Raw genomic sequence first — 20143 nt, forward strand, 5'->3', positions numbered from 1 at the left:
GTGCAACAATTTGCCTGCTGCTAGGATCCGGAAGATGCCGACGCGTGTGCTCCTCGTCGAAGACGACGCGATGATCAGCGAAGCCCTCAGCCTCGCCTTGGCAGACGAGGACTTCGCCGTGACGACGGCGGCCACCGGCGAAGACGGCTTGGAGCTGCTGGAATCCACCGGCGTCGACGTCGTGCTGCTCGACCTGATGCTGCCCGGCATCGACGGGCTCACCGTGTGCCGCGCCGTGCGCGAACGCGGCGACCTGCCGATCATCGTGATCACCGCGCGCACCGACACCCAGGACGTCATCGCGGGTCTCGAGGCGGGCGCCGACGACTACGTCACCAAGCCGCTGGTGGCGGGCGAGCTCGCCGCCCGCATCCGCGCCCTGCTCCGCCGCGCGGCCCCGGACCGGCCGGTCCGGCTCACCGTCGGCGGCCTCGAAATCCGGCCGGACGAGGAAGCCGTCCACCGCGACGGCGTCCCCGTGCACCTCACGCGGACCGAGTTCCGGCTGCTGGCCGAGCTCGCCGCGGCCGACGGCAAGGTGGTCACCCGGGAGCAGCTGCTGCACCGCGTGTGGGGCCACGACTACTTCGGCGACACGCGGCTGCTCGACGTCCACATCAGACGGCTGCGCCGCAAGGTCGAACCCGACCCCGACACGCCGAGCCTGGTCCTGACCGTGCGCGGCAGCGGCTACCGCATCGCCCCGGAACCGTGATCCGGCGGCTTTCGCTGCGCTGGCGCGTCGCCGCCGCCTTCGGCCTCGGGCTGGCGCTGGTGATGACCGTCCTCGCGGTGGCGACCTGGAACCTCACCACCGGCTACATGCTCGACCAGCGCGAGCAGAGCGTCACCCGCCAGTCCGAGGTCAACGTCCGCCTCGTCACCACCGCGCTGGCCGAACACGCCGACGACCTCGACGAGTTGCTGACCGGACTGGCCACCGGCCCGGACTCGTCGATCCTGCTGTCCCGCCCGGCGGGCTGGCTGACCAGCGGCAGGCAGGTCGACCCCGGGGTGGTTCCGGACGGACTGCTGGCCCAGGCCCGCGGCGGGGTCGCGGCGCGCCAGCGGTTCACCGCCGACGGCATCCCCGTCCTCGGCGTGGCGACCCCGGTGGGCACCGACAGCGTCTACGTCGAGCTGTACCCGCTGCTGGAGCTGGACCGCACCTTCCGCTACCTGAGCACCCTGCTCATCGCCGGCACCGTCGTGGCCGCACTCTTCGGCGTGGGCCTCGGGGCCTGGGCCGCGCGCCGGGCGCTGCGTCCCCTGACCGCACTGACCGCGGCCGCCTCCCGCGTCGCACGAGGAGACCTCACGGCCCGCCTCCCCGACCAGTCCGACCCGGATCTCGCGCCGCTCGCCACGAGCTTCAACACGACCGCCGGGCAGCTGGAACAGCGCGTGCGGCGGGACGCGCGGTTCGCCTCCGACGTCAGCCACGAGCTGCGCTCCCCCTTGACGACCATGGTGAACGTGAGCGAAGTGCTCGAGCGGCGGCAGGACGCCATGCCCGCGACGGCGCAGCGGGCGCTGCGGCTGCTGCGCTCGGAACTGCGGCGGTTCCAGCGGATGGTCGTCGACCTGCTGGAGATCTCGCGGGCCGACCAGGACGAGGCCGACAGCGCCGTCGAGCTGGTCGACCTCGGCGAGCTCGTCCGCAACGTCGTCGAAAGCCGAGCCGGCGCCGACGTGCGCATCGAGACCGATCCCGCCACGCCGCTGGTGTCCGCCGACCGCCGCCGCATCGACCGCGTGGTCGCCAACCTGCTCGACAACGCCGACCACTACGGCGGCGGTGCCGTCGCGGTCACCGTCCACCGCCACGGAGACCGGGCCCGGATCGTCGTCGACGACGCCGGCAGCGGCGTCCCGCCCGCCTTGCGCGAACGCATCTTCGAGCGGTTCGCCCGCGGCCTGCACGCCGCCCGCCGCGACCAGGACACCGGCAGCGGCCTCGGCCTCGCCATCGTCGCCGACCACGTCCACCGCCACGGCGGCCGCGTGTGGGTCGAAGACCGCCCCGGCGGTGGCGCCCGCTTCGTCGTCGAGCTTCCCGGAGGCCGCGTCATGAGGATCGTTCCGGCCCTGGTGGCGGCGCTGTGCCTCGCCGGTTGCGGGGTGAGCACCGAGGACGAGCCGGAGCCGATCACCACGCCGGTCCCGGCCGCGACCCCGACGGTCACCAGCAGGCCCGTGCCGCCGCCACCGTGCCCGCCGACGTCCGAATCGTCAGCCAGTCGTCAGGTGCAGCCCACGCCGACGCCAACACAATGAGGGCATGACCGTCGAAACCCCCCAGGCCGACGACATCACCGGCGAAGTCAGCTCCTGGCTGACCGTCGAGTTCGCTTCGCGGCTGCCCGCGGCCGACATCGCCGAGATCGTCCGGTCGGCCCGCACCGACCTCGAAGGCCAGATCGTGCCCGAAGCGATGGGCGAGATGCTGCACCGGCTGGCCCGGTTCCGCGTCCTGCGCACGCTCGACCACGCATGACTTCCTACCGTCAGCACTGCCCGGTGGCCGCCGCGGCCGAGGTCCTCGGCCAGTCCTGGACCCTGCTGGTGGTCCGCGAGCTCCTGCACGGAAACAGCCTCGTCGGCGAGATAGCCCGGGGCGTGCCGGGCATGTCGTCCGCACTCCTGGCGCGGCGGCTCAAACAGCTCACCGAGGCCGGCGTGGTGACGCGGCTGGACACCCCCGGCCAGGCACGGTTCGCGCTCACCCCGGCCGGCCGCGACCTCGCGCCGGTGATCGAGCAGCTGGGCCGCTGGGGCCACCGCTGGATGCCCCCGCCGCGCAGCGGTGACCTGAAGCCGAACCTGCTGCTGCTCGACATCTGCCGGGGCATCGACCCCCTCCGGCTGCCCCGGGAGAAGGTCTCCCTGCACCTGAGGTTCACCGAGACCCCGCCGCCACGCTGGTGGTGGCTGGTCCTCTCCCCCGACGGCGCCTCGGCGACCGAAGCCGACCCGCGGTTGCCGACGGTGGCCCGGATCGACTGCACCGTCTCCGCGCTGGCCGGGGTGTGGCTCGGCCACCGGAGCTGGCGGGAGGCACTGGCCGAGCGGGCGATCCGGTTCGACGGAACCCGCGAAGCGGTCCGGAACGCGATCAGCTGGCTGGGCCGCAACCGCTTCACGGAGCCCGCCGGGACGGTTTCCGCAGCGAACAGAGTGACAAGGAAACAGTTTGACTGAACCCGACGCGTCCGGGATCCGTGTCCCCGAGGGAGGACATCGAACTCCCCTGGAGGCGGACAATGAAGAACCGGAAGCCGTGGACCGCGCTGAGTGGCGCGCTCGCTCTCGCTGTCGCCGCGTGCGCCCCGCCGAACGCCCAGCTCGTGACGACGCCTCAGGCTCCGGCTCCGAGCGCCCGATCGGCCGCGCCGACGGAGGCCAGCCTCACCGAGACGCCGTTCGGGCCGATCAGCCCGGCCGGGAGGAAGCTGCTCCCCATCGTGCAGCAGACCAGTCTCCGCGAAATCACCACGTCGACGTGGGCGCTGCAACGCTCGGCCAACCCGGCGGTCCGGGAAGCCGCCCGGACGATCATCACCCAGCACAAGGACCTCGAAACCCGCGACACCGACATCAGCACCCGGATGGGCCTGGCGGTCCCGACCCAGCCCGCCCCGGATATGCAGATCGGCATCGACCGCATGCGCGGCGAATCCGGCGAGGAGTTCGACCGCGACTACGTCAACACGCTGCGCAAGGCACACGCGGAAGCGCTGATCCTCGTCTCCACGGTGCGCGCCGACACGCGCAACACGCTCGTCCGGCCGTTCGCCGACCTCGCGGGCGACTACATCAAGACCCACATCAACCTGCTGGAGCAGACCGGCGACGTCGACTACGCGCAACTGCCGGTGCCGGGCCCGTGAGGCAGCCGGGTCAGCGGCGGTACGGCGCCGGCTGCCGCGCCCGGTACGCGTCCGGCCTCGCCGCGGGCGGGCGCGGCCCGCGCGCCGGAGCGGTCGCCCCCTGCGGCCGCGGTCGCGGCCGCCGGACGGGCGGCGCCGAAGCGGGCCGGTTGGCCCACGAGTCGAACACGACGATCAACCCCGCGAAGACCACGACGGCGAAACCGAGGGGAACGCTCGCCAGCGCTCCGACGACCCCGGCGACGAACAGCATCGGCAGCACCGCGAGCAAGCAGTACGGGTCGACCTTCCCGAACATCGGACGCGACGGCCGGTCACGCGGACTCATGCGCGTTCCACCCAGATATGTTTCCTGCACTCATTGTTGCAGTATGCAATACTTTGGCGATCACGGCCAGCGTGCTCGATCACTCGGACATAACGGATCAATCAGGCACACTGCGCCGTTTCGGCGCGGCTGATCAGCAGGTCCACGCCCCCTTCGGGCACACTGGTGGCATGCCTCGCAGCTCCCCTGCCCTCGACGCGACGGACGTCGACGCTGTCACCGACGCCGTGCTGACCGCCTCCCGCCTGCTGGTCGCGGTTTCGGCCCGCTCGATCGCGGCCGCCGGCGACGCGATCACCCTGCCGCAGTTCCGGCTCCTGGTGGTCCTGCAGACCCGAGGCCCGCTCAAACACGCCGACCTCGCGGAGTACCTGCAGGTCACACCGTCCACGGCGAGCCGGATGGTCGATCGCCTGGTCACGGTCGGCATGGTCGACCGGCAGCACAGCACCGTCTCCCGCCGCGAGATCGTGCTGGCCCTGACCCGCGAAGGCACGAAGGTGGTCCGCCAGGTGACCGCGCGGCGACGCAAGGAGATCGCGAAGATCGTGGCCGGGATGCCCGACGAAGCCCGGCGCGGCCTGGTCGACAGCCTCACGGCGTTCGCCGAGGCCGGTGGCGAACCGCCCGCCTCGGCCGTCGCCCCCGAAGCCGTCTGGACCTGATCGCGGAGGACTGCAGCCGGGGCACAGCTCGGTGGGCCGGTGCACGATCACTCCGGCCGCGTCACCCTGGTCACCCGGACCGGGCATCACGCCGTTCCGCGCGACCCGCCGAAGCCACCGCGGAGAGCACCGACTGGTGCGTGAGCCAGCCCGCCAGGCGGTGGTCGCCGTCGAGGACCGGCAGGCCCGTTCCGGGCGCGTTCGTCAACGCCGTCAACGCGTCGGCGAGTGATGTCTCGCAGGTGACCAGCGGTGGCAGCTCGGCGAGCTTCCCGACCGTGCCGTCGAAGTCGTCCCCCAGCGCCTCGGCCACCGCCTGCGCCGTGACGCAGCCCTGGTAACGACCCTCTTCGTCGACGACCGGCAGGATGCCGTGCCCCGAAACCGCCAGCGCGTGTGCGGCCCGCTCCAGCTGTGTTTCGGCGGGGAGCGGTTCCGGCAGCGGCTCGGCGACGGCTTCGACCCTCGTCCCGGCCAGGCGTTTCTCCTGGGGGTGCCGGTCGAGGTCGACGCCGCGGCGGCGCAGCTTCAGCGTGTAGATCGTGTCCCGCGACAGCGCGCGGCTGGTCGCGGTGGCGATCACGATCGCGGTGAGCATCGGCAGGATGATCGTGTACTGGCCGGTCAGCTCGAACAGCACGATCACCGCGGTGATCGGCGCCCGCGCGGCCCCGGCGAAGGCCGCGCCCATGCCGATCAGCCCGTAGACCCCGGGTGACGCGGTCAGCGACGGCAGCCACGCGTGGACGACCACGCCGAACGCCGTGCCGCCCATCGCGCCGATGAACAGCGACGGCGCGAACACCCCGCCCGAGCCGCCGATGCCGATGGTCAGGCTCGTCGCGACGATCTTGCCGGCCAGCAGCACCAGCAGGAACCCGATGACGTACTTGCCTTCGACGGCGTTCTGCAGCACGGGATAGCCGACGCCGTACATCTGCGGCAGCACCAGCAGCAGCCCGCCGAGGAACACCCCGCCGACGGCCGGGCGCAGCCATTCGGGACCACGCCACAGCCAGTCGCAGAAGTCCTCGATCCGGTACAGCACCCGGGTGAACAGCACCCCGCACGCGCCCACGACCACGCCGAGCACGACGAACAGCAGGTACTCCACGGGGTTGCGCAAGGTGAACGGCGGCAGGTCGAGGAACGGGGTGTTCCCGAAGGCGGCCCGCCCGACGACGCTGGCGGTGACGCTGGCCAGCACGACGGCGCCGAAGGATTCGGCGGCGAAGTCCCGCAGGATCAGCTCCATCGCGAAGAACGGCCCGGCGAGCGGCGCGTTGAACGTCGCCGCGATCCCGCCCGCCGCCCCGCAGGCGACGAGCACCCGCAGCCGGGACTCGGGCAGCCGCGTGACCCGGCCCAGGGTCGAGCCCAGCGCGGAGCCGATCTGCACGATCGGGCCCTCCCGCCCGACCGACCCGCCGGAACCGATGGTCAACGCCGAGGCCAGCGCCTTGACCCCGCTCACCTGCGCCGGGATCCGGCCCCCGCGCTCGGCGACCGCGTACATCACCTCGGGCACGCCGTGGCCACGGGCTTCCGGCGCGAACTTGTACACGAGCGGCCCGTAGATCAACCCGGCCACCACCGGGGCGAGCAGCAGGAACCACGGCCCCAGCTCGGGGAGCCACGGGTGCGCCGCCCGGCCCGCGTCGGCGTAGTCGGCCTGGCCGGAGAAGAGGTGGGTGAAGGTCGTGATCAGCCACCGGAACACGATGGCGCCGAGCCCGGCGCCCGCCCCGACGAGCACGGCCAGCCCGACCAGGCCGGTCCGGCTCTCCCGCAGCCACCTCCCGACCGGCTGGCGCGTCGGGACCGGGAGCCGCCGCGCGGACATGCTGTTACCTGGAGACACTGTTGCATTATGCAACACTTGGTTCGATCACCCGGCGCGCTCCCCCGCCCGCGCTTTCGCCCGCTGCCGGTAGGTCAGCACCGCGCTGAGCCCGCTCAGCCCCAAGAGCAGCACGCCCACCACGAGATCGGTGACGACGACACGAGCGAGCTGGTAGCCCAGCACGAACGGCGCGACGACGAGCCACAGCCCCAGCACGGCGTTGACGACGCTGAACACCGGGAAATCCCGGGGCACCACGGTCCGGACCAGAGCCAGTGCGCCGACCACCAGCACGTCGATGCCGTCGGCGAGCCCACCGCGCACCTGGCTGAAGTGCAGCACGTACGGCGCGAAGCCGAGCCACAACGCCGCGACGAAGGCCAGGGAAGCTCGGCAGGCTGGGCGTCAGCGCGCCTTCGGTTCCCGGACCGATCCAGAAATGCCGTTCGACACCACCGGTGACCATGATCTCACCACCACTCACTGTTGCCTAAGACAACAGTTTACCCATCCGGCGACGTGCTGGCGCGGCGGCGAGGCACGACTCTGTACCTCGCCGCCGCGGCACGACGCCGCTTCCGCCCAGGCCGGAGCCTTTCGGCACCCCGGGGTTCGCGCCCCCAAACCCATGACGCGTTCCTCGCTCACGACGGCCACTCCGGACCCGCCGGCGCCGGACTCCACTGTCTCGTGGAATCCCCCGGGGGAACCTGACGTTTTCCTTGCGATCCTCGACCGGGACGGGACTTGGTCGGTGGCGGTCGACTCCACAACCGCCCGGGCGCATCAGCTACGACGAACTCGCCATCGTCTATCGGTCAGCGGTCGTCCTGCGTGCCGTGATCACCTGGACCAAGGCATTGTCGGACAGCCCTGGTCGCCCGGCCGGCGCAAGGCGGCGACGACCTCCGCGCCGGTGAGCCGCCGGGGACCGACGTAGTAGAGCACCGAGCCGGCGGGCAGCTCACCGTCCCAGCCGGGGTTCACGACCAGGCCGTCGGCCGCCCGGGCGGCCAGGATCGTGGGACTGAAGGACCCGCAGGGCGCGATGGGCGCGATGGGCGCGATGGGCGCGATGGGCGCGATGGGCAAGGGCGAGCAGCTGCACGCCATCGGCCGCAAGAGCTTCGGCACCGACTTCCCCGCGCTGGCCAAGGTCGCCAAGGGCCTCAAGCTCACCGACGAGCAGCTCGGCTCGCTGGAGGACCTGATCCAGCAGGCGCCCAGGGGCCAGGAGAAGGCCGCCGCGCAGAAGTGGATCGACCAGAACAATACGTTCGTCGACCAGGCCTTCACCGGCCTCTGAGCACTCGTGCGGCCGCCGCTTCGCGCCGGTGGCGGCCGCACGTCTCACCGGCGGGTCCGCTGGTGGAAGGTGAGCTTCCAGCCGCCGGGACGCCGCGCGTAGACGCTGCTCACCTGCGCCGAATACGGCAGCGCCGAGCGCGTCGCCGCGATGCTGTAGCGGACGACTCCGGTGCCCTCGCCGAGCCGGACGCAGCGCAGCCCGTACAACCGGAACTCCTCCCAGGCCGGGCCGCACAACGCGTCGAGAGCCTCGGCCCGGGTCCGGATCGGCGGCAGGTCGGCCAGCAGCACGACGATCCGCTCGTCGAAGACGTCCTCGTAGAACTTCCGCGCGGCCGCCGGAGTGGCCATCAGGGCCTGCCAGCCCCGCTGTTCGAGATCGATCAGGTCCTCGTGCTCCACCGGCCGTCCTTCACCACGGTCCGGCGGTCGCCGGTGCCCCTGCCAGCGTTCCGCATCCCGGGTGCGGTGCACCTGACGATTACCTTGCGATTCCGCCGGCTCAGCTCTCCTCCGGCGTGGCTCGCCGCTGCCGCACCAGGACGACGACCAGGCTGCCGACGGCGACGCCGAGGCCGGTCAGGTCGAGCGGATCGAGGCCGGCGTGCCCGTCGAGCCAGACGGTCGTCCAGCCGAGGACCGCGGCCAAGCGCCAGTACCGGTGGCGCGCCGGGATCAGGACGAGCGCGAGGGTCGCCAGCGCCGCGGCGAAGACGATGGTCACGGGCGCGGATCGTCGCGCACGGGAACGGCGGCGGCCCGGCGGTGGTGGGCTTCGGCGCGCCGGAGCGCCGCGACCGACCGGTGCATCGCCGCGGTCCACTCCGGCGAAGTGCTGGGCCGGGCCGTGGCCGATCGCCGCGCTTCGGCGGCGTCCGCCAGTTCCCGGAAGGCCATCGCGTGCTCGGCCGCGACCTTCGCCAGCCCCCGTTCGACGCGCGCCTGGAACTCGCCGCCCGGTTCGCCCGCCAGGGCCAGCCTGGTCGCCCGGGCCCGGTGCACGGCCGCCGTGCGCCGCATCGACTCGGCGACGTCCCGCAGGCGCGACACCTCGGTGACGTCGTCAGCTCGCTCCACGGCGCCGCCTCTCGCTCAGCCGCTTCGAGGAGCGCAGCTGCTCACGGTCGACTTCGCCGACGAGCCGGGCGAAAAGCTCCATGAGCAGGGCGCGGATACCGGCCTCCAGGTAGTCGAACACGGCTACGTCCCGCCGCCGACGACGCTCACCGGGCACGGCGCGTGGTGCAGGACCGTCCGGCTGACCGAACGGCACAGCGCACGCCGCACCGGGTTCCGGCCGCGGTCACCGACCACGAGCAGCGCGGCGTGCCTCGCTCGGCCCAGCAGGGCTCGTTCGGGGAGGTCGTGGCTGATCTCGTGCTCGAAGGGGACGTCGGGGTAGGCGGACAACCAGTTCGCCAGCTCCGTCACCATCGCCTCCGACGGGCCGTCGTGCTTGCGGAACCGCCCGGTCATCGCGTGGACGAGGTGCACCCCGACGGCGTGTTCCCGGGCGAAGTCCAGCGCGAAGGCCAACGCCGCCGAATTGTCGGCCGCCGGGTCGAGGCCGACGACCACCGGAGCGCGCACGGTCCCCTCCGCCGGGTCTTCACCACGGACGACGACGAGCGGACGTCCGGACGTCTTCGCGAGCCCGGCGGTCGTGGAGCCGAAAACCGCCCGGCCGAACGGCCCCGTGCCCGGCGGGCCGACCACGACCATCACCGCTTCGGTCCGGGCGGCGACGCGCGCCAGCGCCGGGGCGGGCACGTCTTCGAGCAGGACCGTCCGCACGTCGAGGTCGGGGTGCGAATGCCCGATCTCGCGCACGGCCTCCCGCGTCTGCGACTCGGCGTCCTGGCGCAGCCGTTCGGCTCCCCCGCTCAAGGGCGCGAGTGCCACCTCGGGGTAGCTGCCGCCCGGCCAGCTCCAGTCCAGCGCACGCGCGACGAGCAGCGCGCTCCGCCGTCGATCGGCCTCCGCCGCGGCCCAGAACACGGCTCGAAGCGACTCCCGGGTGCCGTCGTACCCGGCGACGACCACCCGCGACCCGGTCGCGGTCACCGCTCGTCACGGGCGCGCAGGGCCCGGCCCAAGACGGTCACGCCGATCACCCACAGCGCGAGGATCACGGCTCCGGCCGCGACGTCACCGGTGGTGGTGGCCGGCGCCGGCGTTCCGTGGTTGTAGCCGAGGACGATCGGCGCCACGATCAGCCACGTCCCGGCGATCGGGAGCACCGGGCGCCACCGGTGCGCGGACGACGGCGCCACGAGCTGGGCGGCCCCGCACAGCAGGACGACCGCGCCGACGAGCACGTCGTTCCAGAAACCGTTGAACCCGCCACCGCTGAGCTCCTGGTCGAGCTGCGACGGGGAAAGCGCCAGCCACAGGCCGGTCAGGAAGGTCAGGGCGTTCACCACGGCCAGCGCCAGGCTGGGTGCGGCCACGCCGTGGCTCGTCCGGGGCAGGGTCCGGGTCCGCATCCGTCCTCGGCTCCTTTCGTCGCGCGTGCGGCTCCACCTTCTCGCGGACGAGTGCGGCCGCACCTGACGATCAGCTTGCGATCCGCCTCGGCCGCGTACCGGGTGCGCTCCGACGCGGTCCGGTAAGGTGAGCAAGCGCTCATTCATCCCACGCGGAAGACCTGAAGTGGAGACGCGACATGGCAGTGGATCCCCGGGGCGAGGACCTCAAGCGCTATCTGGCCGAAGACCCCGGCGGGCCGGTCGTGATGCTGAACCTCCTGCGGTTCCGCGAAGGCGGCCGGGACAGCTACGCCCAGTACGCCGCCGCTCTCGAGAAGACCTTCCTCCCCCGCTACGGCGCCGAAGTCCTGTACGCGGGCGAGGGCTCGACCTCCCTCGTCGCCGAGCAAGGGCAGGACTGGGACGCCGTCCTGCTCGTGCGCTACCCGAGCCGCGCGGCGTTCAGCCGGATGGTGGCCGACCCCGAGTACCAGCAGGTCACCCACTTGCGCACCGAAGCGCTCACCGAAGCCGTCCTCCAGGCGACCGTCCCCTGGCCCGGCACCGGCTCCTGATCCGGTACCCGCTCACGCGAAGACGAAGTACCGCAGCCACAGGTAAGGCGCGGCGACGAGCACGGTGATCACCGTGATGACGGCACCCTTCCTGGTGAACTCCCAGAAGGTGATGGGTGATCCGGACCGGGCGGCGATGCCGAGCATGACGACGTTCGCGCTGGCTCCGACGGCGGTCATGTTGCCGCCGAAGTCGGCGCCGATCGCCAGTGACCACCACAACGCCTCGGAGTGCGCCGGGTCCGGGATGTCGTTGGTCAGCGCCAGCACCAGCGGGCTCATCGTGGCCACGTAAGGGATGTTGTCGATGACGCCGGACAGCAGCGCCGAAACGCCGAGGATCAGCATGACGGCGAGCAGCGCGTTGCCGCCCGTGGCGTCGGCGGCGAGCCGGGCCAGCGTGCCGATCACGCCCGTTTTCACCAGGGCGCCGATCATGATGAACAGCCCGGCGAAGAACAGCAGCGTTTCCCACTCCACGCCCGCGAGGTACTGCTTCGGCTCGGTCCCGGAGATCAGCACGAGGACGCCGGCGCCGAGCAACGCCACGATCGACGGCTCGATGTGGATCACCGAGTGCAACACGAACCCGGCGAACACCGCGAGCAGCACGACGCCGCACTTGAGCAGCAGCTTGGGTTTCTGGATCGCTTCGCGCTCGTTGAGCGCCATCACGTCGGCCACCCGCGCCGGGTCGACGGTGAACGAGCCGCGGAACAGCCGGGGCAGCACGAGGGCGAACACGACGAGCTCGAGCGCGACGATCGGGGTGAGGTTGACCAGGAAGTCGTTGAAGGTCAGGCCCGCGCGGCTGCCGATGATGATGTTCGGCGGGTCGCCGATCAGCGTCGCCGCGCCGCCGATGTTGGAGGCGAGCACCTCGGCGATGAGGAACGGCGCCGGCTTGATGTCGAGGCGATCGCAGACCAGCAGCGTCACCGGCGCGATCAGCAGCACGGTGGTGACGTTGTCCAGGAACGCCGATGCCACCGCGGTGATCAACGACAGCAGGATCATCACCCGCAGCGGCGAGCCCTTGGCGCGCTTGGCCGCCCAGATCGCGACGTATTCGAAGACGCCGGTCCGGCGCAGGATGCCGACGATGATCATCATGCCGAGCAGCAGGAAGACGACGTTCCAGTCGATCCCGGTGTCCTCGGAGAAGAACGCGTCGTCCGCGCCGCTGATGCCGAGGGCCAGCACCACGCCGGCCCCGGCCAGCGCGGCGATCGTCTTCGGGATCTTCTCGGTCGCGATGAAGACGTAGGCGACCACGAACACCGTAACGGCGATGGCGGTGCTCACGCCGTCACCGCCGCGGTGGTCAGTGCGGTGTCAGCGCCAGCTCCAGCAGCCGGGACGCGGAGATCACGCCGATCAGCGTCTTGCCTTCCATGACCGCGACCAGCGGGCAGCGCAGCCGGGCCATCATCGTGGCGACCTCGACGATCGTGTCGTCGGCGTGCACCCGTGGCAGTTCGGAGGTTTCCTCCGGCAGCAAGGACCGGACGGTCTTGCCGCCGAGCTTGTCCGCGACCCGGTCGGCCATCGACTCGTCGAGCACCCCCGCCAGCGACGGGTCGTCGCGCACGTAGCTGGGCACCAGGAACCGCACCACCTGCGACGCGGGCAGCACCGACTGCGGGCAGCCGGTCTTGTCCGTCACCACCAAGCCCGGCAACCGTCGCTCGGCCAGCAGCCGGGCGGCCGCCAGCGCGTCGGAGTCCAGTTCCACGACCGGGTATTCCTCGGCCATCTGGGCGGCGTGCATCGTCCCAGCGTACGACGTCCCGAGCGGGGGCGCCGGGGTTCATGGGCTGCTCCTATCGGTTTCTTGACGAGTGGCGTGGCCGGTGGGCAGGTTGTCCGGTGGCTCGACCCGCAGCGCCTTGGCGATGGGGACGTCGGTCGAGGAGTGCAGCACGATCGAGAGCGCGATCGTCACGGCGACGAGGTCGAACACCAGCTCGCTGTCCGGGATGCCGGACTGCAGGGCCAACAGCCCGTACACCACCGAGGCGAACCCCTTCGGCCCGAACCACGCCGCGGTCGAGCGTTCGCGCCCGGACATCGGGGTGCGCAACAGCGACAGCAGCACCGCGGCCGGGCGGACCAGCACGATCGCCAGCACCGCGACGATCCACGCGCCGACGCTCAGGTGCGACAACCGGTCCGGGGTGATCAGGGCGCCGAACACCAGCAGCGCGGCGAACTTCGTGATCTCCGAAAGCAGGTCGCCGAGTGGTTCGAAGTGCTCGGCGGCGAGCTTGTCCATCGTGGCGAGCGTCGACCCGGCGGCGAACGCGGCCAGGTAGGGGTTCGCGTGGGTGAGGTGGCAGCCCGCGTAGAGCATCACGGCGATCGCGAGCGGCCCGAGCGCCTGCAGCCGCGGTTCCGCGGTGAGGACCTTCAGCCGCCACGCCAGGCACACCAGTGCGGGCACGGCGATGCCGAGGACCAGGCCGAGGACGAGTTCGATCGCGACGGTGCCCAGGTCGGACTCGGTGTGCGCGGCGGTGGCGAGGAAGATCAGCACGAACGGCAGCGCGAGGCCGTCGTTGAGGCCGGACTCGACGTTGAGCAGCCGCCGCAGCCGCAGCGGGACGTCGTCGCGGCCGACGATCGCCGCGGCGAACACCGGGTCGGTCGGCGACAGGATCGCCCCGACCAGCAGCGCGGTCGGCCAGTCCAGCCCGACCAGGAAGTGCGCGGGCACGGCGACGCCGATCATGGTCAGCGGCATCCCGAGCCCGAGCGCCCGGCCCGAAAGCCGCCAGCCCTCGCGCAAGGCGGGCAGGCTCGCGCGCTGGCCGTCGGTGAACAGCACGGTGAACAAGGCGATGTCCGCCAGCGCGGTCACCAGCGGGTCGCGGGGGTGGATCTCGACCAGCCCGAACCCGCCCTGCCCGATCAGGGCACCGGCGAGCAGGAACAGCAGCGCGGTCGAGAGGATCGTGCGGGCGGCGACGCCGGACAGGGACACGCTGATCAACAGCACGACGCCGAACGCCAAGATGAGCGCCATCGGACTCCCACGGGTCGGTCCAACCGCCCACCGCCCGGGCCGGGCGCGGGCAGGCCGACCAGACTTCCCGGCACTCCTCGCGTAAAGATGCCGCAAAGGCGGCTCCGGGGCAAACCGGATGGCCGCTCGGCCTGGTGGCGGGACAGCGGCCTCCGTTGCCGCCGCCCAGCCTGGGTGGTCATTCCTCAAGGTGCCGGCTGGTTTCGCCAGGACCACGCGTCGCGCAGGTGAGGCGAGGAGGACTTCGTCGCCGGCGTAGCTCGGCTCCGCCCCGAGCGGCACCCAGGCCTCGTGCACGGCCCGCCCGTCGACGAAGCGCGTGATGGTGACACCGGAGGCGTACGTCGTCCGAGAACAATCCCGTGCAACGGCAATCCCCGTGTGCCCACCCGCACCGACAGCCGGATCACTTCACCAGCTGCCGCACGGCTTCGTGCTCGCCCCGTTCGGCGCGGACCCGGCCGCCCAGCTCGGCCGCCACCGAGGCGATCCCGGCCGCCCGGTCGATGGCTTCGGCGAGCTTCGCCGCGGTCAACCGGGGTTGGGCGATCGGCGGCTGTGCGACGCCGAGGTGGGCCATGCGACGTCCCCAGAAGGGCTGGTCGGCGACGAACGGGCAGATGACCTGCGGCCGTCCGGCGGCGACCGCCGCGGCGGTCGTCCCGGCGCCGCCGTGGTGCACGACCAGGCTGGTCGGCCGCTGCGGCTGGACCGCCCCGGACTTCCGCGCGTGGCTGGCCGGGCAGATGGCCGCCGCGCTGCTCGGGACCCCGGCTTAGCCGCCGCCGGCGCGCTCGATGACGAACGCGGTCAGGAACCCCAGCGTCGCGAGCAGGCCCGTGTACAACTCGGTGCGTTCGAACGCTTCCGGGATCATCGTGTCGGCGATCATGGCCAGGATCGCCCCCGCGGCCACCGCCGTGATCGCCGCGACGGTGGCAGGCGAGGCCGTCCGCAGCAGGACGTTGCCCGCCAAGGCCGCGACCCCGCTGGCGAGCGCGATGCCGCTCCACACGCCGAAGACGTACCCCGCGCCGCGGCCGGCGTTCTTCATCCCCGCCGCGCTGGAGAGGCCTTCCGGGACGTTCGAGATGAACACCGCGGCCAGCACGGTGAGCCCCACTCCCCCGCCGCCGAGCAGGGAAACGCCCAGCACCACCGACTCCGGCACGCCGTCGAGCAGCGCGCCGACGGCGATGGCGGCACCGCTGCCCGCACTGTCCTGTTCGGACGGTTGCTGCGCGCCGGAACGCTTGCGGTGCCGGGCACCCCGGCGGGCGAGCAGGACGTTGATCGCGACGTAGACGGCCGCGCCACCGAGGAAGCCACCCGCCGTCGGGCCGAGCCCGCCGGAGCGCTGGGCCTCGTCGACGAGGTCGAAGGCGAGCGCGGAGATCAGCACGCCGGCCCCGAAGGCCATGATCCCGGCGACGACGCGCCGCGAGACCCGGGCCCACCAGGCGACCGCGGCGCCCAGCACGAGCGCCGCGCCGCCGACGAGGCCCCACAGTCCCGCCTCGAGCCATTCCGGCACGTGAGCCACCCCTCCGCCGACGCCGTGATCACCCGGGGACTACCCACCGAAGCCCGGGCGGACACCTCGGAACCGGCGCCCGAGCCCTACCGCTCCATGTCGTGCTCCCAGCTGCCGCGCGTGTCGACGTCCGCGGCGTCCGCCAGTGCCTCCAGCTCCGCGATCTCCTCGCCGGTGAGCTCGATGCCGCGCGCCCGGACCACCCCGTCGAGGTGACCGACCTTCGTGACCCCGACGATCGGGGTGGTCCCCTTGGCGATGGCCCAGGCGGTGGCGACGTCGGCGGCGGACGCGCCCCGGTCGTCGCCGATCGCGGCCATCCGGTCCGTCAGCGCCCGCAGCCGGGGCAGCATGCCGTTGTACACGGCCGCCCGGCTGCTGCCCTCCGGCAGCGGGTGCGCCGGGCTGTACCTGCCGGTCAGCGCGCCCTGCTCGAGGACCATGTAGGAAAAGAACCGCACGTCGTGCTCGCGGCAGTGCTCGAGGATGCCCGCGCGCTCGGAGCTGCGGTGCAGGACGCTGTAGTGGTTCTGGACCGCCTCCACGCGAAAACCGGCGTCGCCGAGGATCTCGTCGGCGAGAGCGATTTCCTTCAGGTTGTGGTTCGAGACGCCGACGTGCTTGACCCGGCCGCTCCGCAGCAGCGGAATCAAATACGGCGTCCACCGGGCCACGTCGGCGGGATTGTGGATCCAATACAGGTCCACGTAGTCCGTGCCCAGCCGGTCGAGGCTCTGCTCCAGCATGTCCGCGACCGGGTCGTCGCCGTCGCCCGCGATCTGCGGGGTGAACTTCGTCGACAGCTGGTAATCCCCGCGGTCGTAGCCCTTCAGCGCCTGCGCGAGGACCGTCTCCGAGCGGCCCATGCCGTACACCGCAGCGGTGTCCCACAGGGTGAAGCCGGTCGAGAGCGCCTGTTCGGCGACTTCGCGCAGGCCGGACGCGGTCAGCTCGCTGCCGAAGTAGCCGTCGCCCACCTCGCCGCTGTCTCCCCAGGCCCAGGTACCCAGGGCCACCGCCGGTGCGGTCGTGCTCGTCATGTCTTCCTACCTCCATGCGGAACGGTCGATCCCCAGGAGACCCCGTTCGCCGCCACCGGAGAAGGTCGCGATTAACGGGGGTGTCACTTCAACCCCCCTCACGCCGTGACCAGCGGTTACCGTGAATGACATGGACCAGCCCGGAAACCGCGAGGAGATCCGGCACTTCCTCGCCAGCAGGCGCGCGAAGATCACCCCGGCGCAGGTCGGCCTGCCGACCAGTGCCCGCCGCCGGGTGGCCGGACTGCGGCGCGAGGAGGTCGCCGTCCTCGCCGGGGTGAGCACGGAGTGGTACACGCGGCTGGAGAAGGGGCACATCGGCGGCGTGTCCGAAGACGTCCTCGACGCGGTGGCCAGAGCCCTGCGCCTGGACGACGACGAACGCACGTACCTGTTCGACCTGGCCCGGACGGCGCGTCGCACGCCCTCGCGTCGCCGGGACGTCGAGGTCCCGCCCCGGGTCCGGTGGCTACTGGACTCGATGACGATGTCGTCGGCGTTCGTCCGGGACGGCCGCACGGACGTCGTCGCGGCCAACCCGCTGGCCCGAGCCCTGTACGCACCGATGTTCACCAGCGCGACGGTCGACCACCGCGGCCGCCCCAACATCGCCCGCTACATCTTCCTCGACCCCGGCGCACCGGACTTCTTCGTCGACTGGGACGCAGCGGGCAACGCGACCGCCGCCCTGCTGCGCGCCGAGGCCGGGCGCGAACCCCGCGACCGGGCCCTGCGCGAACTGATCGGCGAGCTGAGCACGCTCAGCCCCGAGTTCCGCGGCCGGTGGGCGGCACACGACGTCCTGATCCGCCACGACGGTGTCAAACGGCTCCAGCACCCCGAGGTCGGCCTGCTGGAGTTGACGTTCCAGTCCCTCGACCTGCCGTTGTCCGGCCGAGCCGTGAACAACCTGGTCACCTACACCGCCGAACCCGGTACGCCTGCCGAAGACCGGCTCAAGCTGCTCGCCAGCTGGGCGGCTACGCGAACCCAGCCAGCTCGGCCATAGTTCCGGCAAGATGGGCGAATGCCCCGTCGTCAGCTCCGCCCGCACCACGTATGGCTGATCGGCGTTCCGCTCAACCTGCTGCTGGCCATCCCCTGCGCCTACCCCGTCGCGTTCGCCATGCTGGGCGCCGAGGTCTTCGCGGCCGAGCTCGGGTGGGGCACCGCCGAGCCCACCCTGGTCGACGACGGCGCGGGCATCGCGATCGGGGTCGGCCTGGCCTCACTGCTCTTCGCCGGGCTGGTCGTGGCCGGTTTGAACGCCCTGTTCGCTTTCCGCGCGCCGCGGCTCAAAGCCGTCCCCTACTGGCTCGCGGTGCCGCTGCTGGTCCTGGTTCCCGACGTCGTCTACTGGACCACCCGCTAGCTCGTCCCGGCGGAAGGCCCGCAGGAACGTCTCGACGATGACGTCGGCGGCCTGGGCGTCGCTCAACCCGGGCAGGCGGCGCGCGGAAAGGCGCACCAGCCGCGCCAGTACACCGCTCGCCCAGCGGGTCGGCACGCCCGGCCGGAAGAACCCTTCGCCGGTCGCTCGCCGCAGGAACGCGTCCACCTCGTCGATGGCCCGCAGGCGCCGGGCGCCGATCTCGGGGTCCGCGCACACCTTCGCGATTTCGGTGGGCCACTTGCGGTTCACCCCGACGATGCCCTCGACGTACCGGTGCAGGGCCACCGGCACGGGCGCCTCCCGCAGCCGCGCCGCCGCGATCACTGCCTCGATCGCGTCCAGCCGGGCCCGGCAGACCGCCAGCAGCAGCTCGTCGCGGCCGGTGAACCGCCGGTAGACCGTCCGGCGATTCACCCCGGCCTCCGCCGCGATCGCCGCGATGCTCGCGGCGGGGTCCTCGACGAGCAGGCGCGCGCCCGTCGTCAGCAGGAGCTCCAGGTTGCGCGCGGCGTCGGCCCGCACGGTCTTACGAATCGTCTCGGGGGAAGTCGGCCGAGCGGCTGAGCTCGGCCCACTCCTCGGTCTCGGCTGCGCGCTGCTCCGCGGCCTTCCGCGCGGCCTCGACGGCGTCACCGCCGAGGATGAGCCGCCGCGGCGGGGTGTCCGCGCAGACCGCCTTGATGACGGCCTTCGCGCCGCGGACGGGGTCACCCGGCTGGTTGCCGTCGTGCTCGTCGCGGTAGCGGTGGATCGCGCCGACGGTGTCCTCGTAGTCCGCGCCGACGGCGTGCCGCGTCATCGACGAGCCCTGCCAGTCGGTCCGGAACGCGCCCGGCTCGACGATGATCACCCGCACGCCGAACGGCGCGACCTCGCTCGCGAGCACTTCCGAGAAGCCCTCGACCGCGAACTTCGCCGTCTGGTAAGCGCCCATGCCCGGCGTGCCGCCGACGCGCCCGCCGATCGAGGAGAACTGCACGAAGGTGCCCGACCGCTGCGTCCGGAAGACCGGCAAGGCGGCCCGCGAAACGTTCACGACGCCGAAGAGGTTCGTCTCGATCTGCGCGCGGAAGTCGTCCTCGGCCATCTCCTCGATCGGCGCGCTGTTCGCGTACCCGGCGTTGTTGACGACCACATCGAGCCGGCCGAAGACCTTGACGGCCTCCGCCACCGCGTCGGCGGCCGCACCGGCGTCGGTGACGTCGAGGGCGACCGGGTGGATCCGCTCGCCGTGGGCCGCGACGAGGTCGGCCAGCTGCTCGGGCCGCCGCGCGGTGGCCACGACGGAGTCGCCCGCCGCCAGCACCTCTTCCGTGAGACTGCGGCCGAAGCCGCGGGACGCTCCGGTGATCAGCCAGGTCCTGCTCATTGAGACTCCTCAGTCGCTAAGTGCGTCACCTATGTGACAATTAGACCACCGCGCCTCCCGCAATGCGAGCCGAAGTGACGACTGAGACATCTAGTGACTCAACTATGTGACATTTCAGCAGGTGAGCTCTCGCCGCCGCGTGGCGTCACCGCCAGCGGGACAGCCACGCCCACCCCAGCTCGAGCCGCTCCCGCCCCACACCGTGGTGCCACAGGAACACCAGGACGGTGGCGCCCGCGCCGAGCAGCGTCAGCAGGCCGCCGAGCACGATAGGCGTCGTGTGCTTGTCACCTTCGTCGAATTCCGCGCGCCCTTCGTCCGGCCACACCCGGATCTGCACCCGGCGCCCCGGGACGATCACGTACCCCTGCTGGTGCTCGAAGGTCTCCGTCCTCGTCACCCCGTCGGGGCCGGTGTACTCGACGTCCGCGGTCAGGTGCTCCCGGAACCCGGTCGCGACGACCCGCCCCGGGAAGAGCCCCGCCGACCGGTGCACGTCCGCGGCGAGGGCAACGCCTGCCCACACCGCGGCGAGCCCGCCGACGAGCACCAGCAGGGGAAGCCACAACGAGGCCGCCCCGGGCAGCCAGGACTTCGACGACTTCATGCCTCCAGCACGCCTGAACCGCCACCGCGGTTGCCCGGCGGCCCGGGAGGCTTGAGCCTGGCCCTGCGCCCTGCATCGACTCGCTGCTGCGCCGCGGC

27 protein-coding genes and 1 pseudogene are annotated in these 20143 nt (G+C 72.0%); 10 read left to right on the top strand and 18 right to left on the bottom strand.

The genetic code is table 11. The features are described 5' to 3' along the window. Positions 1-34 precede the first annotated feature (34 nt). The 5 genes from QP939_RS47330 (at position 35) to QP939_RS47350 (ending at position 3890) form a co-directional block, all read left to right on the top strand. Positions 35-715, top strand: coding sequence for a response regulator transcription factor (locus QP939_RS47330; RefSeq protein ID WP_285453454.1), 681 nt, complete (start codon positions 35-37; stop codon positions 713-715). Further along, on the top strand, positions 712-2277 hold the full coding sequence (locus QP939_RS47335; protein ID WP_285453456.1) for a sensor histidine kinase: 1566 nt from the start codon (positions 712-714) through the stop codon (positions 2275-2277). Before QP939_RS47330 ends, QP939_RS47335 begins: the two co-directional genes overlap by 4 nt. A gap of 4 nt (positions 2278-2281) precedes the next feature. Beyond that, the gene (locus tag QP939_RS47340) at positions 2282-2497 is read left to right on the top strand and encodes a hypothetical protein (RefSeq protein WP_285453458.1); all 216 of its coding nucleotides are present in this window, start codon (positions 2282-2284) and stop codon (positions 2495-2497) included. Continuing rightward, positions 2494-3201: a winged helix-turn-helix transcriptional regulator gene (locus tag QP939_RS47345; protein ID WP_285453459.1), complete on the top strand. Its 708-nt coding sequence runs from the start codon at positions 2494-2496 to the stop codon at positions 3199-3201. Before QP939_RS47340 ends, QP939_RS47345 begins: the two co-directional genes overlap by 4 nt. 62 nt (positions 3202-3263) lie before the next feature. Continuing rightward, entirely contained in the window at positions 3264-3890 is a 627-nt protein-coding gene (locus QP939_RS47350; RefSeq protein WP_285453460.1) for a DUF4142 domain-containing protein, read from the top strand. 10 nt (positions 3891-3900) lie between these two features. Here the strand turns inward: QP939_RS47350 and QP939_RS47355 are convergent, their stop codons facing one another. Next, complete coding sequence (locus QP939_RS47355; protein ID WP_285453461.1) at positions 3901-4218, bottom strand: hypothetical protein; 318 nt, start codon at positions 4216-4218, stop codon at positions 3901-3903. Between the two features lie 170 nt (positions 4219-4388). Here QP939_RS47355 and QP939_RS47360 point away from each other — a divergent pair, with 170 nt between their 5' ends. Next, complete coding sequence (locus tag QP939_RS47360) at positions 4389-4883, top strand: MarR family winged helix-turn-helix transcriptional regulator (RefSeq protein WP_285453462.1); 495 nt, start codon at positions 4389-4391, stop codon at positions 4881-4883. A 70-nt stretch (positions 4884-4953) separates the two neighbouring features. Here QP939_RS47360 and QP939_RS47365 read toward each other — a convergent pair whose 3' ends face one another. After that, on the bottom strand, positions 4954-6726 hold the full coding sequence (locus QP939_RS47365; RefSeq protein WP_285453464.1) for a chloride channel protein: 1773 nt from the start codon (positions 6724-6726) through the stop codon (positions 4954-4956). 45 nt (positions 6727-6771) lie between these two features. Beyond that, complete coding sequence (locus tag QP939_RS47370) at positions 6772-7110, bottom strand: SPW repeat domain-containing protein (RefSeq protein WP_434219692.1); 339 nt, start codon at positions 7108-7110, stop codon at positions 6772-6774. Between the two features lie 637 nt (positions 7111-7747). Here QP939_RS47370 and QP939_RS47375 point away from each other — a divergent pair. After that, on the top strand, positions 7748-8032 hold the full coding sequence (locus QP939_RS47375; RefSeq protein ID WP_285453466.1) for a glycine betaine ABC transporter substrate-binding protein: 285 nt from the start codon (positions 7748-7750) through the stop codon (positions 8030-8032). Positions 8033-8076: 44 nt separating this feature from the next. Here QP939_RS47375 and QP939_RS47380 read toward each other — a convergent pair whose 3' ends face one another. The 6 genes from QP939_RS47380 to QP939_RS47405 form a co-directional block, all read right to left on the bottom strand. After that, positions 8077-8436, bottom strand: coding sequence for a nuclear transport factor 2 family protein (locus QP939_RS47380; RefSeq protein ID WP_285453467.1), 360 nt, complete (start codon positions 8434-8436; stop codon positions 8077-8079). Positions 8437-8536: 100 nt separating this feature from the next. Continuing rightward, complete coding sequence (locus tag QP939_RS47385) at positions 8537-8758, bottom strand: hypothetical protein (RefSeq protein ID WP_285453468.1); 222 nt, start codon at positions 8756-8758, stop codon at positions 8537-8539. Beyond that, entirely contained in the window at positions 8755-9111 is a 357-nt protein-coding gene (locus tag QP939_RS47390; RefSeq protein ID WP_285453469.1) for a hypothetical protein, read from the bottom strand. Before QP939_RS47390 ends, QP939_RS47385 begins: the two co-directional genes overlap by 4 nt. Beyond that, entirely contained in the window at positions 9098-9232 is a 135-nt protein-coding gene (locus QP939_RS47395) for a hypothetical protein (RefSeq protein ID WP_285453471.1), read from the bottom strand. The genes QP939_RS47390 and QP939_RS47395 overlap by 14 nt, the downstream gene beginning before the upstream one ends. Before the next feature lie 2 nt (positions 9233-9234). Beyond that, the gene (locus QP939_RS47400) at positions 9235-10098 is read right to left on the bottom strand and encodes a universal stress protein (RefSeq protein ID WP_285453472.1); all 864 of its coding nucleotides are present in this window, start codon (positions 10096-10098) and stop codon (positions 9235-9237) included. Next, on the bottom strand, positions 10095-10520 hold the full coding sequence (locus QP939_RS47405) for an SPW repeat domain-containing protein (RefSeq protein WP_285453473.1): 426 nt from the start codon (positions 10518-10520) through the stop codon (positions 10095-10097). The genes QP939_RS47400 and QP939_RS47405 overlap by 4 nt, the downstream gene beginning before the upstream one ends. A 179-nt stretch (positions 10521-10699) precedes the next feature. Here QP939_RS47405 and QP939_RS47410 point away from each other — a divergent pair, with 179 nt between their 5' ends. Then, positions 10700-11077: a DUF1330 domain-containing protein gene (locus QP939_RS47410; RefSeq protein WP_285453474.1), complete on the top strand. Its 378-nt coding sequence runs from the start codon at positions 10700-10702 to the stop codon at positions 11075-11077. Positions 11078-11089: 12 nt separating this feature from the next. Here the strand turns inward: QP939_RS47410 and QP939_RS47415 are convergent, their stop codons facing one another. The 6 genes from QP939_RS47415 to QP939_RS47445 all read right to left on the bottom strand — a co-directional run bounded on the left by QP939_RS47415 (position 11090) and on the right by QP939_RS47445 (position 16676). Next, positions 11090-12382 carry an ArsB/NhaD family transporter gene (locus QP939_RS47415; protein ID WP_285453475.1) on the bottom strand — a complete coding sequence of 431 codons (1293 nt, stop codon included), beginning with the start codon at positions 12380-12382 and terminating at the stop codon, positions 11090-11092. A gap of 19 nt (positions 12383-12401) precedes the next feature. Continuing rightward, a complete protein-coding gene (locus QP939_RS47420; protein WP_285453476.1) occupies positions 12402-12848 on the bottom strand; it encodes a CBS domain-containing protein in 447 nt (148 codons plus the stop codon). 39 nt (positions 12849-12887) lie between these two features. Further along, complete coding sequence (locus tag QP939_RS47425) at positions 12888-14102, bottom strand: cation:proton antiporter (protein ID WP_285453477.1); 1215 nt, start codon at positions 14100-14102, stop codon at positions 12888-12890. A gap of 406 nt (positions 14103-14508) precedes the next feature. Beyond that, the gene (locus QP939_RS52100; RefSeq protein WP_331658752.1) at positions 14509-14784 is read right to left on the bottom strand and encodes a nucleotide disphospho-sugar-binding domain-containing protein; all 276 of its coding nucleotides are present in this window, start codon (positions 14782-14784) and stop codon (positions 14509-14511) included. Positions 14785-14877: 93 nt separating this feature from the next. Further along, positions 14878-15636: a ZIP family metal transporter gene (locus QP939_RS47440; protein ID WP_285453481.1), complete on the bottom strand. Its 759-nt coding sequence runs from the start codon at positions 15634-15636 to the stop codon at positions 14878-14880. An 86-nt stretch (positions 15637-15722) separates the two neighbouring features. Next, the gene (locus QP939_RS47445; RefSeq protein WP_285453482.1) at positions 15723-16676 is read right to left on the bottom strand and encodes an aldo/keto reductase; all 954 of its coding nucleotides are present in this window, start codon (positions 16674-16676) and stop codon (positions 15723-15725) included. Between the two features lie 130 nt (positions 16677-16806). Between QP939_RS47445 and QP939_RS47450 the strand changes: the two genes are divergently transcribed. After that, positions 16807-17685, top strand: coding sequence for a helix-turn-helix transcriptional regulator (locus tag QP939_RS47450; RefSeq protein ID WP_285453484.1), 879 nt, complete (start codon positions 16807-16809; stop codon positions 17683-17685). An 18-nt stretch (positions 17686-17703) separates the two neighbouring features. Further along, positions 17704-18048 (top strand): hypothetical protein, encoded by a 345-nt coding sequence (locus QP939_RS47455; RefSeq protein ID WP_285453485.1) that lies wholly within the window; start codon positions 17704-17706, stop codon positions 18046-18048. A 387-nt stretch (positions 18049-18435) separates the two neighbouring features. Here the strand turns inward: QP939_RS47455 and QP939_RS52105 are convergent. From QP939_RS52105 to QP939_RS47470, 3 genes and pseudogenes are all read right to left on the bottom strand, one after another. Next, a pseudogene (locus QP939_RS52105) lies at positions 18436-18702 on the bottom strand (TetR family transcriptional regulator); the annotation flags it as partial. Beyond that, the gene (locus tag QP939_RS47465) at positions 18596-19438 is read right to left on the bottom strand and encodes an oxidoreductase (RefSeq protein ID WP_285453486.1); all 843 of its coding nucleotides are present in this window, start codon (positions 19436-19438) and stop codon (positions 18596-18598) included. The pseudogene QP939_RS52105 and the gene QP939_RS47465, both read right to left, overlap by 107 nt. 145 nt (positions 19439-19583) lie before the next feature. Continuing rightward, positions 19584-20045 carry a hypothetical protein gene (locus tag QP939_RS47470; RefSeq protein WP_285453487.1) on the bottom strand — a complete coding sequence of 154 codons (462 nt, stop codon included), beginning with the start codon at positions 20043-20045 and terminating at the stop codon, positions 19584-19586. Positions 20046-20143 lie beyond the last annotated feature (98 nt).

The sequence above is a fragment of the Amycolatopsis nalaikhensis genome (assembly GCF_030264295.1).
Taxonomy (GTDB): Bacteria; Actinomycetota; Actinomycetes; order Mycobacteriales; family Pseudonocardiaceae; genus Amycolatopsis; species Amycolatopsis nalaikhensis.